Genomic DNA, 14,117 nt, shown 5'->3' with positions numbered 1-14,117 from the left:
GTGGGCGCAAGCGGCGCCGCCGGAGGCGGGGGTTTCACACCCGTCGCCGGGCGGTCTTGGACCGGTGGCGCCCGCCCGGCGACCCCCGTGGGATATTTTCAGACCCATGCAGGAGGCTTTGCGGAGGACCAATACAGGAGATTTGCGGTGCCTCTGGCAATCCGGGGTGGGGAGGCCTATCTGGGGGAGCGGACGCATGCGGCCCTGCACCATCGTCCCCAAATTCACCATTCGGGAGAGGCGCATGGGCGCGATCATCGACATCGACCATCTGTCCAAGGATTATGGCAGCGGGACCAAGGCGCTGGACGACGTCAGCCTGACCATCGACGAGGGCGAGATCATCGCCCTGCTGGGACCGAACGGGGCGGGCAAGACGACGCTGATCTCGATCATCTGCGGGCTGGTGACGCCGACAGGCGGCACGGTTCGGGTGGGCGGGCATGATATCCGCACCGATTGGCGAGCCGCGCGGCGGCTGATCGGTCTGGTGCCGCAGGAAATCGCGCTGGAGCCGTTCGAAAAGGTCATCAACTGCGTGCGCTTTACCCGCGGTCTGTTCGGGATGCCCCCCGATGACGCCTATGTCGAACGCATCCTGCGCGCCCTGTCGTTGTGGGACAAGCGCGACGCCGCCACCCGCGAGCTGTCGGGCGGCATGAAGCGCCGGGTGCTGATCGCCAAGGCGCTGTCGCATCAACCCAAGGTGCTGTTTCTGGACGAGCCGACCGCAGGCGTCGACGTGGCGCTGCGCCGCGAGATGTGGGAGGTTGTCGGCGATCTGCGCCGCGAAGGCGTGACGATCATCCTGACCACGCATTATCTGGAAGAGGCCGAGGAAATGGCCGACCGCATCGGCGTCATCGCCAAGGGTCGTCTGCTGCTGGTCCGCCCCACCGCCGAACTGATGGGCGATTTTGGCAAGAAAAGCCTGATTATCGAACTGGATCAGCCGCTGGCCGCCATTCCAGACAGTCTGGCCGGGCGGTCGCTAAGCCTGTCCGACGATGGCCGCCGCCTGACCTTTGACTATGACACCCGGGCCGAACGCACCGGGATCGCGCGGCTTTTGGGCGATCTGGCGGCGCAGGGGATCACCGTGCGCGATGTCTCGACCCGGCAATCCAGTCTTGAGGATGTCTTTCTGTCACTGGTTTCGGAGGATGCGGCATGATGGGCATCAACTGGCGCGGCGTGGGCGCGATCTTTCACCACGAGATGATGCGGTTTTTCCGGACGATCTGGCAGTCTCTGGCCTCGCCCGTGCTGTCGACGGTTCTGTATTTCGTGGTCTTCGGCGCGGCCATCGGCGGGCGGATCGAATCGGTCGAGGGGGTGGAATACGCGGCCTTTATCGTGCCCGGGCTGATGATGCTGACCGTGCTGCAACAGGCCGTCAGCAATGCCAGCTTTGGCATCTATTTCCCGAAATTCAGCGGCACGATCTATGAATACCTGGTGTCTCCGGTCGGTTGGATCGAGGTGACGATGGGGTTCGTGGGCGCCGCCGCCGCCAAGGCGATCATGATCGCGCTGGTGATCCTGCTGACCAGCTTTGTCTTTGTGGGGGTCCATATCCTGCATCCGTTCTGGATGGTGGCCTTTCTGATCCTCTCATCCATAGGCTTCAGCCTGCTGGGATTCATCATCGGGCTGTGGGCCAAGTCGTTCGAACAGCTGCAGATCGTGCCGATGATGATCATCATGCCGCTGGTCTTTCTGGGCGGTGCTTTCTATTCCGCCAGCATGCTGCCGCCCTTTTGGGAAGGTGTCGCCAAGCTGAACCCGGTCCTGTATCTGATTTCGGGGTTCCGCTGGTCGTTCTTCGGGCTGGCCGATGTGCCGGTCGGCGTGTCGCTGGTGGCGGTGGGGATCATGGTGGTGGTCTGTCTGGCCATCATCCGCTGGATCTTTGCCACCGGCTGGCGGCTGCGGGAATAAGCGCTGCGGGAATAAGAATTGGGGCGACGGCGACCGGCCTTCAGGGCCGGATGCTGTCGCAGATGCGGGCCTGCGGGTCCAGACGGACATAGTCGCGCGCCGTGATCACCTGCATCTCCATCGAGCGGTTCCAGCCGCCGAACCAGCGGTCGCGGATGCCCGCCCGATAATAATTCCCCATGATCTGATCGACATAGGGCGGGATGATCTGGGTATTGGGGATGCGCGGCGCGTGAAACCCGATGCGGGCATGGGGGCCAAGACAGGCATTGGGCAGCGTCGTCAGGATCGTGCAGGCCGACCGGCAATAGCCGCGGATGCGCACGATCTTGCCCGACCGCTCCAGTTCCGACCGGCGCTGGACCATCTGCAGCACATTGCCGCCGCGATTGTCGGTCACGTCGATAAAGCGGCCCTGCTGGGCGCTTGCCTGTGGCGCGGTCATCAGGCCGGCCAGCAGCAGGGCGACAAGGGCGGTGGGGCGTAAGATGCTGTTCATGCGTCATCCTTTCGCCAAAACGGCGCAGAACTGAAATCACGTTCCGGCGACGATGGGGCGCGTCACGGATTGATTGCTGAACCGATCGCCGGGCGCCGACGTTGCACCCGCATACCCCAACCGGAGAAGCCGATGTTCCGTCTGTTCAAGCTGTTCGCCATTTTCAAGTTGATCCGCCGTTTCATGCGCCGTCGCTGACGGCTGAGCGAAGCCTGCGGAACGGACTTTTCCCGACGTCCCGAATCGCTTATGTGCGGTTGATGCAACAGAACCCGCCCGACCTGCGCCCCGACCTTGCCCGCGCCCGCATCCCCGATCAGCGGCGCGATGGCCAGCCGACCATCGGCATGGTCAGCCTTGGCTGTCCCAAGGCGCTGGTCGACAGCGAACGGATCCTGACCCGCCTGCGGGCCGAGGGTTATGCAATCAGTTCCGATTATCACGGCGCCGATGCTGTCATCGTGAACACCTGCGGGTTTCTGGACAGCGCCAAGGCCGAATCGCTGGATGCCATCGGTGAGGCGCTGCGCGAGAATGGCCGGGTGATCGTCACCGGCTGTCTGGGGGCGGAACCCGATTACATCACCGGCGCCCATCCGCGCGTGCTGGCCGTGACCGGCCCGCAGCAATATGAACGGGTGCTGGACGCGGTGCATGGCGCCGTGCCGCCCAAGCCCGATCCGTTCATCGACCTGCTGCCGGCCAGCGGGGTCAGCCTGACGCCGCGCCATTACAGCTATCTGAAGATCTCGGAAGGCTGCAATCACAAGTGCAAATTCTGCATCATCCCCGATATGCGCGGGCGTCTGGTCAGCCGCCCCGCCCATGCGATCATGCGGGAGGCGGAAAAGCTGGTGCAGGCCGGGGTCAAGGAATTGCTGGTGATCAGCCAGGATACCAGCGCCTATGGTCTGGATCGCAAGCATGACACCGAACGCGGCCACCGCGCGCATATCACCGATCTGGCCCGCGATCTGGGGTCACTGGGCGCATGGGTGCGGCTGCATTACGTTTATCCCTATCCGCATGTGCGCGATCTGATCCCGCTGATGGCGGAGGGTATCGTGCTGCCCTATCTGGATATCCCCTTCCAGCACGCCCACCCTGACGTTCTGCGCCGCATGGCCCGGCCTGCGGCGGCGGCGAAGACGCTGGACGAGATCGCGGCATGGCGCGCGGTCTGCCCCGACATCACCCTGCGATCCACCTTCATCGTGGGTTATCCCGGCGAAACCGAGGCCGAATTCCAGACCCTGCTGGACTGGCTGGACGAGGCGCAGCTGGACCGGGTCGGCGCCTTCCAATACGAAAACGTCAAGGGCGCGCGGGCCAATGCGCTGCCCGATCACGTCGCCCCCGAGGTCAAGCAGGACCGCTTTGACCGCTTCATGCAAAAGGCGCAATCCATCAGCGAGGCCCGGCTGGCCGCCAAGATCGGCACCCGCCAGCAGGTCATCGTGGACGAGGTCGATGCCGATGGCGCGACCTGCCGCACCAAGGCCGACGCCCCGGAAATCGACGGAAACCTGTTCATCGATCAGGGGTTTGAACAGCTGTCGCCGGGCGATATGGTCACCGTGACAGTGGATGAGGCAGGTGACTATGATCTCTGGGGAACACTCGGCTGAGGCGGCGGAGACGGGCGATGACGCGGCGGCGCGGCTGCTGACCACCCTGGCCGTCAGCCCGGCCTTTGATCCAATGGGTCAGCCGCGCAAGCCCGGCGCGTTGTGCATCGGGGCGCAGAAAGCCGGGACCAGCTGGCTGGCGCAGATGCTGGGCCAGCATCCGCAGGTCTGGATCCCGCCCTTCAAAGAGGTGCAGTATTTCAACCATCTACACATCCCCGAACACCGCCACTGGATCGCCTGGCATTACCGCAACAAGCCGCAGGAGATCCGCCAGCGCCACAAGATGCGCAAGGTCGATCTGGCGCCCGAGCTGGACGATTACCTGAAATCCGTGACCAGTGGAAAAATGTTCCACAACCAATGGTACAAGCGCATCTTCGCCCCGGCGCCCGCCCATGCCATGCCGATGGATTTCACCCCCGAATATTCCGGCCTGCCGGACGAGGGCGTGCAGGCGGTCCGCAATTTCTTGCCCAAGGCGCGGGTGATCTATCTGATCCGCCACCCGGTCGACCGGGCCATCTCGCAGTTGCGCATGAACCTGCGCCGGGAAAAGCGGACCCCCGAAACCATGGACGACTGGCTGGCCGAGGTGGCGAACCCGGTTTTGGACGAACGCGGCGATTACGCGACCTATCTGCCGCGCTGGCTGGCGCGATATCCCGACATGCTGGTCATTCCCTTCGGCCAGATCGCCAGCGCCCCGCACGAGGTGATGGACGCGGTCGAGGCGCATCTGGGCATCGGGCCGTGCTTTTACGGCAATCTGACCCAAAAGGTCTTTGCCAATCCGTCGGGCCTGATGCCGCCGCCGCAGGCGGTCGCTGCGCTGGAGGAGCGTCTGGCGCCTCAGGTGGCGGCGATCCGCGATCTGCTGGGCACGGATTTCGTCGCGCAGATCCGCTGATCTTCCATCAGCGCGCCTGATGGCCTACAAGACGGCAAATCTCAGGAGCATTCCCGATGGCATCACATCAGTTCGTCTATCACATGGACGGCGTGTCCAAGACCTATCCCGGCGGCAAGAAGGTCTTTGAAAATATCAAGCTGAACTTCCTGCCCGGCGTCAAGATCGGCGTCGTGGGCGTCAACGGCTCGGGGAAATCCAGCCTCATGCGCGTCATGGCGGGAATCGACAAGGATTTCACCGGCGAGGCTTGGGCCGCCAAGGGCGCGACCGTCGGTTACTTGCCGCAGGAACCGCAGCTGGACGAAAGCCTGGACGTGCGCGGCAATGTCATGCTGGGCGTGGCGAAAAAGCAGGCCAAGCTGGATCGCTATAACGAACTGGCGATGAACTATTCCGACGAGACGGCCGAGGAAATGTCGGCCCTGCAGGATCAGATCGACGCGGAAAACCTGTGGGATCTGGACAGCCAGGTCGATGTCGCGATGGAGGCCCTGCGCTGCCCGCCCGATGATGCGACCGTGGCCACCCTGTCGGGCGGCGAACGCCGCCGCGTGGCGCTGTGCAAGCTGCTGCTTGAGGCGCCCGACATGCTGCTGCTGGACGAACCGACCAACCACCTGGACGCGGAAACCATCGCTTGGCTGCAAAAGCACCTGATCGAATACAAGGGCACGATCCTGACCGTGACCCACGACCGCTATTTCCTGGACGACATCACCAGCTGGATTCTGGAACTTGAACGCGGCCGCGGTCTGCCGCACGAGGGCAACTATTCCTCGTGGCTGGAGGCCAAGGCCAAGCGGGTCGCGCAGGAAGCGCGCGAGGACAAGTCCAAGCAAAAAGTGCTGGAGCGCGAACTGGAATGGATCCGCGCCGGTGCCAAGGCCCGTCAGGCCAAGCAGAAGGCCCGCGTCAACGCCTATAACGAGATGGCGAACAAGACCGAGAAAGAGCGTATCGCCAACGCCCAGATCATCATCCCCAATGGCGAACGCCTTGGTGGCAAGGTGATCGAAGTGATCGGCCTGAAAAAGGCGATGGGTGACAAGCTGCTGATCGAAAACCTCGATTTCACCATCCCTCCCGGTGGCATCGTCGGCGTGATCGGCCCGAACGGCGCGGGCAAGTCGACCCTGTTTCGCATGCTGACCGGGCAGGAACAGCCTGACGAGGGCACGATCACCCTGGGCGATACGGTGCAGCTGTCCTATGTGGATCAGTCGCGCGACGCGCTTGGCGACGGCAAGAACGTGTGGGAAGAGATCAGCGGCGGTGCGGAACTGATCGCGCTTGGCGATGCGACGATGAACAGCCGCGCCTATTGTTCTGCCTTCAACTTCAAGGGCAGCGATCAGCAGAAAAAGGTCGGCACCCTGTCGGGCGGCGAACGCAACCGCGTGCATATGGCGAAACTGCTGAAAGCGGGCGGGAACGTCCTGCTGCTGGACGAACCGACCAACGATCTGGACGTGGAAACCCTGCAGGCGCTGGAAGCGGCGCTGGACGATTTCGCCGGCTGCGCGGTGATCATCAGCCACGACCGCTTTTTCCTCGACCGCCTTTGCACGCATATTCTGGCCTTCGAGGGCGATGCCCATGTCGAATGGTTCGAAGGCAATTTCGAGGCTTATGAGGAAGACAAGATCCGCCGCCTCGGCCCGGATTCGGTCAACCCCAAGCGGGTCAAGTACAAGAAATTCACGCGCTGATCCCAAATCGGCGGAAAACGGAGGGGGCGTCGCATCTGCGGCGCCCTTTTTCAGACAAGGCGGTTTCCATCACCGCCGAAAGCTGAAACGGTCCCGGTTTCAGACGACAGGAGGGTCAGATGGCGACGATCTCGATCGAATACGGAAAATTCATGCTGAAAGCGGGCCAGCTGTCCGGTGTCTGGACGGCGCGCGCCTTTCTGCGCCAAGGCACCGGCGGGCGCGGTTTCGCCCATGAGGCGACCGGTAAGGATGCCGACACGGCGATCGAGGCGCTGAAGGCGCAGATCGACGAAGAGGCCGGTCAGCGTCAGGGCCGCCGGCGCCATGACGAGACGATGGGTTTCGACGTGCCCACCGTCGATGATTACACCGACGGGCTGCGCGGCGCGGGCCTGACCGACAAGCAGCTGGTGATGCTGCGCGCCCATGCCGCTGCAGGCGACGAAGGCATGACGGCGGCCGAGCTGGCCGAGGTTGCGGGCTATCGCAACCCCAACACCGCCAATCTGCATTATGGCAAGGCCGGTCGCCTGATGGCCGAAGCGATGGACGTGACCGCCCCCGAGGTCGCGCCGGGCGAGGATATGGCCCTGACCGGCATTCTGGCCCGCGGCGGCCCCGTGCGCGAGGATGGCGAATTTGCCTGGGTGATGCATCCCGAACTGCGTGAGGCGGTCAAGGCCACCGCGATCTGATCGCCCGACATGCAAAAAGCGGCCCCGAAATGGGCCGCTTTTCACAATCCTGTCCGCGATCAGAAGCGGAACGAGGCGCGCATCTGCACCATGTCGGTGTCCAGATCCAGATTGTCGGTATCAGCGACATCGCTGAAATCCTGACGGGTGTATTCCGCGCCGATCGTCACACGCTCGGTCACCTTGAAATCGGCGCCAAGGCCGAAGGTGGCTGCGGTTTCCGACAGACCGGCGCCGTCCACATGCGCGGCGCCAAGCGTGACATAGGGCAGGAAGCGGCCCAGATCGTAACCGGCGCGACCGCGCAGGCGGACCAGATCGGCATTGTCATCCGCAGCGTCCAGGTCGATGCGGTTGTAATCCAGCTCTCCACCCAGCACAAAGCGGCCCAGATCGCGCTGATAGCCGCCATGCACACCATAGGCGTCGAAATCGGACGACCCGCTCAGTGGGCCGAATGAGGCATCGGCATCGCCCTGACCGTATTGCAGACCGGCATAAAAGCCCGTCCAGTCCGACGCGGGCGCCATGACCGGCGTGACAACCGGCGCGGGCGCCGTTTCGACGACCGGGGCGACATAGCCCCCGGCATGGGCGGTCACGGCGAACAGGCTGGCGCCCAGTGTGGCAAGTGCAAATTTCATGGCAGTCATCCTTGTGGTCTTTCAGTCAGGCTGACCTAGTCCTCTGACCTGATTGGGGAAAGGCCGGGCGGCGGGGCGGGCGCCGTCGCCGTGTCCACAGCGCAACCACGCCAACGTGACGCGCTGTGAGCCATCCGTCCGGGGATCGGCCGCAGGCCGGGGAAAGGGCGCGCCCCGTCTTCACGGCCTGCGCGAGGTCTCCCCGGATCGCCGCAGCGGGCCCGCGAAAATCATCCGCGCAGACATTGCCGCAGGGGCGGGCCCCTAGCGGGTCTTGCCGTCAAAGCCCGGTGGGCGGCGCGCGATCCATGCCCAGAAGGGCGCCAGATCGGGATGCTCGCGCAGGGTTTCAACCGTGTTGACGTTGCGCGCCAGTTCGGATTCGCGCAGGGTCTTGTGGATCGTCTTGTGGCAGATGTGGTGCAACAGCACTGTGGGTCCGCCCTTGCCGCCGCGCAGCTTGGGGATCAGGTGATGGCGGCTTTGCGCGACATCCGGCGGGATCGGGCGCAGGCACAGCGGGCAGACGGGGATCTGGCCTTCCGCATCCGGGCCGTCCGCACCGTCGGGGTCTGACGGCATCGTGACGCCGCCGTCCAGGGTTCGTGATTTACGCATGATGGGCCCTCGCGTTACGCCCGTCATATGACCCGACCCCCGATGAGAGGACAAGCCATGCCGACCCGGCGCACCCTTCTGGCCGCATCCGCCGCCGCCGCGACCCTTGCCGCCCTGCCCGCGATGGCACAGGCCCCCGCCCGTTCGAACCCGATGCCCGAAGAGCTGCGCCGCGCGCTGGAACGCGACCCGACCGCGCCGGTGCTGGGCAATCCCGACGGCAATATCACCCTGACCGAGTTCTTCGATTACAACTGCCCTCATTGCCGGACCATGCTGCCGCTGATCCAGCAACTGGTCAGCAGCGACCCGCAACTGCGCGTGGTCTATCGCGAATGGCCGGTTTTTGGTCCGGGGTCTGAATTCGCCGCCCGCGCCTCGCTGGCGACGCTGCCGATGGGGCGGTACTGGCAGATGCATGCGGGCCTGCTGAGCATGCAGGGCCGCGCCGAAGAGGCCACCGTGATGCGCATCGCCCGCGAGGTCGGTCTGGACGAGGCCGCCCTGCGCGAGGGGATGCTGGCCGATCCGGTGGAACGCCACATCACCAACAGCCATCTGCTGGCCGATCACATGGGCCTGATGGGCACGCCCAGCTTCCTGTGCGGTGACGAGGCCACCTTTGGCGCCATGACGCTGGCCGAACTGCGCGAGCTGGTCGCGCGGGGCCGGCAGACGATGGGGGTCTAGCCCGCCGTCGGGGCCTTGCCAGATGGCGCATCGGGCGTCGTGCCGCCCGGTGCGGCGCCATCAGGGACGGCGTCGTCGGGCGCCGCGTCCCTGCGGCCCCAGGCCTCGTCCTGCATTTCCCGCAACCGGCTGGCAGTGCGTTCGAATTCGAAACTGCCCTCGCCCTCGTTATACAGCTGTTCGGGCAGGTCGGCGGCGCTGGCGATCAGCCGCACCTTGGCCTCGTACAGCGCGTCGATCAGCGTGACGAACCGCCGCGCCTCGTTATAGTTCGAGGCCGACAGACGCGGCACCCCGTCGATCAGCAGCACATCGACCGCCCGCCCGACCGCCAGATAATCCGCAGGCCCAAGCGGGCGCCCGCACAGATCCCAGAATCCCGACCGCGCCACCCGACCGGCATGGGCGGGCAGGGTGACCTGACGGCCCTGCACCTCGATCGTCAGGGGGGTGGGGGCGGCACCATCGGTCAGCGCTTCCCATGCGGCGTCCAGCGCGGATTTGGCCGCCGCATCGGCGGGGGTGAACCAGACCTGACCGCCATGCCGGTTCTGGCGATAGTCGGTTTGGCTGTCCAGACAGACAACCTGCATCCGGTCGCGGATCAGCCCGATGAAGGGCAAAAACAGCTGCCGGTTCAGGCCGTGCTTGTACAGATCCTCGGGCACCCGGTTCGAGGTGGTGACCACCGTCACCCCCTGATCGAACAGCACCTGAAACAGCCGCCCCACAATCATCGCATCGGCGATATCGGTGATCTGCATCTCGTCAAAGCACAGCAGGCGGGTCTGGCGGGCGACGGCCTCGGCGACCGGGCGGACCGTGTCCTGTTCGCCGCGCATCCGGGCCTGATTCAATCCTGCCTGAATCTCCTGCATGAATTCGTGGAAATGGACGCGGCGGCAGGGAATATCGCCCGCCGCATCGGCCATCAGATCCATCAGCATGGATTTGCCGCGCCCGACGCCGCCCCACAGGTACAGCCCCTTGGCCACCGGGGCGGGATCGGGGCTGCCCACACCCAGAAACGCCCGCCATGCGGATCGTTTGGGCGCCGGTTCGGCCTGCATCTCGGCCAGCACGCGGTCCATATGGGGCAGGATCTGCATCTGCGCCGGATCCTGCCGCAACTGTCCTGCCGCGACGCGGCGGGCGTAGAGATCGCTGACCTGACCCATGATCTGCCCCTTGCTTGACCCCTGCACCCCTGCCACAGCGCGGCTTGGGGCCGCAAGGGGGGCTTGACCGCTCAGGCGCGCCCATGTCACGCCAAAGGACGCGCGCGCGCGCCCCAACGAAAGATCGCGGATGCCCAGCCCGATGCCCGCCACCCCGATGCCCACCCCTTCGGCCCCGGATATGCTGGCCGGACTGCCGATCCTGTTCGTGATGGCCGCCAAGGCGGAATACGGCCCCGCCCTGCAGGCCCGCATCCACCCCCTGATGACCGGCGTCGGACCCGTCGAGGCCGCCGTCCAGCTGACCGCCGCGCTGGCGGGGATGGCGACGCTGCCCCAGCTGGTGGTGTCCCTTGGCTCGGCCGGTTCGGCGCGGCTGGCGCAGGCGCAGGTCTATCAGGCCGGGGCGGTGGCCTTTCGCGACATGGATGCCAGCGCGCTTGGCTTTGCGCGCGGCTGCACGCCGTTTCTGGACCTGCCGCGGGTGATCGATCTTCCCCATCGCATCCCCGGCCTGCCCGTGGCCAGCCTGTCCACCGGCGCGGCCGTCATCAGCGGCCCCGCCTATGACGCCATCGACGAGGATATGGTCGATATGGAAACCTTTGCCCATCTGCGCGCCGCGCAACGGTTCGGCCTGCCGCTGATCGGGCTGCGCGGGATCTCGGACGGGGCCGAGGATCTGCGCGGGATGGACGACTGGACCCGCTATCTGCAGGTCATCGACACCCGGCTGGCCGAGGCGATCGACCTGCTGGAGGCCGCGCTGCAGCGCCGCGATCCGGCGCTTGGGCTGTGGCCGTGACATCCGGCGCGCTTGTCCTTGGCCGCATCGCGCCCTAGACCGGGGCGCGGGGGAAACAATGACGGTCACACAGGCATGAGACGCGGCGCAGGCAATCTGGAAGACCGGCCCACCAGCCGGCAGGTGGGGGCGCTTGGCGCGCTGTGGCCTTTCGTGCGGCCCTATCGCGTCCAGGTGGTGCTGGCGATGGTGGCGCTGGTCCTGACCTCGGCCATCAGCCTGATCCTGCCTTTGGCCGCGCGCCGGGTGGTCGATAATTTCGACGATGGCGCGGGGCTGCTGGACCGCTATTTCGGCGCGGCGCTGATGATCGTCGCGCTGCTGGCCCTGGGCACCGCCGCCCGGTATTTCTTTGTCACGCGGTTGGGCGAACGGGTCGTGGCCGATCTGCGCAAGGCCGTCTATGCCCGCGTGATCACCCTGTCGCCCGCCTTCTTCGAACGCGTCATGACCGGAGAGATCCTGTCGCGCATCACCACCGACACCACGCTGATCCAGTCGGTCGTCGGATCGTCCCTGTCCATCGCGCTGCGCAACATCCTGATCCTGTTCGGGGGGCTGGGGATGCTGGCGCTGACCTCGGTCAAGCTGATGGCGATGGTGCTGCTGATCGTGCCTGCGATCCTGATCCCGATCATCGTGCTGGGGCGGCGGCTGCGCACATTGTCGCGGGCGGGTCAGGACTGGATCGCGGCGTCGTCCGGGACCGCGTCGGAAACGCTTCTGGCCGCCCAGACCATCCAGGCCTATACCGCCGAGGCGCGCAGCATCGCCCGCTTCGATACCGTCACCGAACAATCCTATCAGGTGGCCCGCACGCGGATCGCCACCCGGGCGGTGATGACGGCGATCGTGATCTTTCTGATCTTTGCGGGGGTGATCGGGGTGCTGTGGATCGGCGCGCGCGATGTACAGACGGGTGCGATGACGGCGGGCCAGCTGGTCCAGTTCGTCATCTATGCGATTCTTGTCGCGGGCGCGGCGGGGGCCCTGTCCGAGATCTGGAGCGAATTGCAGCGCGCCGCCGGCGCGACCGAGCGTCTGGCCGAATTGCTGTCGGCCCAGGATACGCTGACCGATCCGGTCCATCCGCTGCCCTTGCCCCGGCCCCTGCGCGGGCAGATCACGCTGCGGGGCGTGGGCCTGCGTTTTCCTTCGCGCCCCGATACGGCGGCGCTCGAGGGGATCGACCTGACCATCCACCCCGGAGAGACGGTGGCCCTTGTCGGCCCCTCGGGGGCGGGCAAGACGACGGTGATCCAGCTGATCCAGCGGTTCTGGGATCCGCAGGCGGGTCAGGTCATGCTGGACGGGATCGATCTGCGCGATCTGGCCCGCACCGATCTGCGCGGGCAGATCGCGCTGGTGCCGCAGGATCCGGTGATCTTTGCGACCTCGGCCAGCGAAAACATCCGCCTTGGCCGTCCCGATGCCAGCGATGCCGAGGTCATGGCCGCCGCCCGGGCCGCCCATGCCCATGATTTCATCGCCGCCCTGCCGCAGGGCTATGACACCGCGCTTGGCGAACGCGGGGTCATGCTGTCGGGCGGTCAGCGTCAGCGCGTGGCGATTGCCCGCGCGATCCTGCGCGATGCGCCGATCCTGCTGCTGGACGAGGCGACCAGCGCGCTGGACGCCGAATCGGAATCCCTCGTGCAGGCGGCGGTCAGCCGTCTGGCCGAGGGGCGCACCACGGTCGTCGTGGCGCATCGCCTGGCGACGGTGAAGCAGGCCGACCGCATCATCGTGCTGGATCAGGGCCGCATCGTCGCCACCGGCAGCCACGACCAGCTGGTGGCCGAGGGCGGGCTTTACGCCCGTCTGGCCCGGATGCAGTTCACCGACGGCCCCCGCCTGCAGGCTGATCCCGCGCTGGCCCGGCAGGCGTGACGAGCCCCTGATCGACAGCCTGTTGACCAACCGCGGCCTGACGGGTCGCACCTGACCGGTTGCACCGGACAGGGCGGCAGGACAGCCCCCGCCTTGGCGCGCCCCCGCCTTAGCGCGGCGCGGAATAGACCGCCGCCCAATAGACCGTGCGCCCGTCCGGCCCAAGCGCCTGACCCACGCCATAATCGCGGACCTGCGGCAGCATGATATTGGCCTGATGCCCCGGCGATGCGTTCCATTCCGCCAGCACGCGGGGCAGGGAATAGGGCCCTGCGGCAATGTTTTCGGCCGAGATGGTGGGCTGATAACCCGCCTGTTTCAGCCGCATCGCGGGGCCGGTGGTCTTGTCGCCCAGATGGGTCATCCGCCCCCGTTGCGCCATGTCGCAGGCATGGGCGGCGGCGACCCGCGCCAGTTGCGGATTGGGCGCAACGCCCGCCAGCCCGGCCTGTTGCCGCAGCTGGTTGGTGACTGCCGCGCCTGTCGCATTCTCGCTGGCGGTGGTGGGACGGCAGGTCGCGGCACCCGGTGCGCCAACCTGAACCGCATGGGGGTCCGTGCCCTTGGCGCCGGTCGGTGCCGTACCGGCACAGCCTGCCGCCAGAACCCCGCACAGCATCATCGCCAGCCCGGCCTTGACCCTGATCGCTTTTTGCATGTCTTGCCCATCTGCTGTGTCGTCCTGCCGAAACCGGCATATCCGACAAACCTTAACAGAGAGTGTTCGGCCCTGACTATATCCTTAGGGTTGTGAACCGGCGGGCAGGCGGAACCGCACCGACATGGCGGTCGTTCCGGCATCATCATACCAAAAGGACTGACGCACATGGCCATCTGGGATTTCGTGAAAGACGCGGGCAAGGCGGTGTTCGGCAAGGCCGAGGCAGCCCCCGCCCCCGCAGCG

14 protein-coding genes are annotated in these 14,117 nt (G+C 65.8%); 9 read left to right on the top strand and 5 right to left on the bottom strand.

The genetic code is table 11. The annotated features are described in order from the left end of the window. Window positions 1-244: 244 nt before the first annotated feature. Both EG885_RS19665 and EG885_RS19660 read left to right on the top strand, forming a co-directional pair. A complete protein-coding gene (locus tag EG885_RS19665) occupies window positions 245-1,174 on the top strand; it encodes an ABC transporter ATP-binding protein (protein ID WP_131578024.1) in 930 nt (309 codons plus the stop codon). Window positions 1,175-1,179: 5 nt separating this feature from the next. Beyond that, complete coding sequence (locus EG885_RS19660; protein WP_131578034.1) at window positions 1,180-1,941, top strand: ABC transporter permease; 762 nt, start codon at window positions 1,180-1,182, stop codon at window positions 1,939-1,941. 40 nt (window positions 1,942-1,981) lie between these two features. On the opposite strand, the gene EG885_RS19655 is transcribed toward EG885_RS19660, so the two are convergent. After that, window positions 1,982-2,440, bottom strand: coding sequence for a hypothetical protein (locus tag EG885_RS19655; protein WP_131578022.1), 459 nt, complete (start codon window positions 2,438-2,440; stop codon window positions 1,982-1,984). Between the two features lie 260 nt (window positions 2,441-2,700). On the opposite strand from EG885_RS19655, the gene rimO reads away from it, so the two are divergent. From rimO to EG885_RS19635, 4 genes are all read left to right on the top strand, one after another. Then, a complete protein-coding gene (gene rimO, locus EG885_RS19650; RefSeq protein WP_165571224.1) occupies window positions 2,701-4,068 on the top strand; it encodes a 30S ribosomal protein S12 methylthiotransferase RimO in 1,368 nt (455 codons plus the stop codon). Then, window positions 4,043-4,978, top strand: a complete 936-nt coding sequence (locus EG885_RS19645) for a sulfotransferase family protein (RefSeq protein ID WP_131578032.1) — start codon at window positions 4,043-4,045, stop codon at window positions 4,976-4,978. The genes rimO and EG885_RS19645 overlap by 26 nt, the downstream gene beginning before the upstream one ends. Window positions 4,979-5,034: 56 nt before the next feature. Continuing rightward, entirely contained in the window at window positions 5,035-6,690 is a 1,656-nt protein-coding gene (gene ettA / locus EG885_RS19640; protein ID WP_131578018.1) for an energy-dependent translational throttle protein EttA, read from the top strand. Between the two features lie 119 nt (window positions 6,691-6,809). Then, the gene (locus tag EG885_RS19635; RefSeq protein WP_131578016.1) at window positions 6,810-7,388 is read left to right on the top strand and encodes a hypothetical protein; all 579 of its coding nucleotides are present in this window, start codon (window positions 6,810-6,812) and stop codon (window positions 7,386-7,388) included. Window positions 7,389-7,447: 59 nt separating this feature from the next. Here EG885_RS19635 and EG885_RS19630 read toward each other — a convergent pair whose 3' ends face one another. Together EG885_RS19630 and EG885_RS19625 are read right to left on the bottom strand one after the other, a co-directional pair. Then, window positions 7,448-8,032, bottom strand: coding sequence for an outer membrane protein (locus EG885_RS19630; RefSeq protein WP_131578014.1), 585 nt, complete (start codon window positions 8,030-8,032; stop codon window positions 7,448-7,450). 264 nt (window positions 8,033-8,296) lie between these two features. Continuing rightward, on the bottom strand, window positions 8,297-8,614 hold the full coding sequence (locus EG885_RS19625) for an HNH endonuclease (RefSeq protein ID WP_131578030.1): 318 nt from the start codon (window positions 8,612-8,614) through the stop codon (window positions 8,297-8,299). A gap of 93 nt (window positions 8,615-8,707) precedes the next feature. On the opposite strand from EG885_RS19625, the gene EG885_RS19620 reads away from it, so the two are divergent. Then, window positions 8,708-9,340: a DsbA family protein gene (locus tag EG885_RS19620; protein ID WP_131578012.1), complete on the top strand. Its 633-nt coding sequence runs from the start codon at window positions 8,708-8,710 to the stop codon at window positions 9,338-9,340. On the opposite strand, the gene zapE is transcribed toward EG885_RS19620, so the two are convergent. Next, window positions 9,337-10,518 (bottom strand): cell division protein ZapE, encoded by a 1,182-nt coding sequence (gene zapE, locus EG885_RS19615; RefSeq protein WP_131578010.1) that lies wholly within the window; start codon window positions 10,516-10,518, stop codon window positions 9,337-9,339. The two genes, EG885_RS19620 and zapE, sit on opposite strands and share 4 nt — an antisense overlap. Before the next feature lie 130 nt (window positions 10,519-10,648). On the opposite strand from zapE, the gene EG885_RS19610 reads away from it, so the two are divergent. Continuing rightward, a complete protein-coding gene (locus EG885_RS19610) occupies window positions 10,649-11,323 on the top strand; it encodes a 5'-methylthioadenosine/S-adenosylhomocysteine nucleosidase (RefSeq protein ID WP_242679761.1) in 675 nt (224 codons plus the stop codon). A gap of 75 nt (window positions 11,324-11,398) precedes the next feature. Next, window positions 11,399-13,213 carry an ABC transporter transmembrane domain-containing protein gene (locus EG885_RS19605; RefSeq protein ID WP_131578008.1) on the top strand — a complete coding sequence of 605 codons (1,815 nt, stop codon included), beginning with the start codon at window positions 11,399-11,401 and terminating at the stop codon, window positions 13,211-13,213. 109 nt (window positions 13,214-13,322) lie between these two features. On the opposite strand, the gene EG885_RS19600 is transcribed toward EG885_RS19605, so the two are convergent. After that, a complete protein-coding gene (locus tag EG885_RS19600) occupies window positions 13,323-13,871 on the bottom strand; it encodes a CAP domain-containing protein (RefSeq protein ID WP_242679760.1) in 549 nt (182 codons plus the stop codon). Window positions 13,872-14,117 lie beyond the last annotated feature (246 nt).

Origin of the sequence: Paracoccus nototheniae, assembly GCF_004335005.1 — a bacterium.
GTDB lineage: Bacteria > Pseudomonadota > Alphaproteobacteria > Rhodobacterales > Rhodobacteraceae > Paracoccus > Paracoccus nototheniae.
Note: the sequence above shows the minus strand (reverse complement) of the source record. Positions and strands in the feature narration are given on the sequence as shown.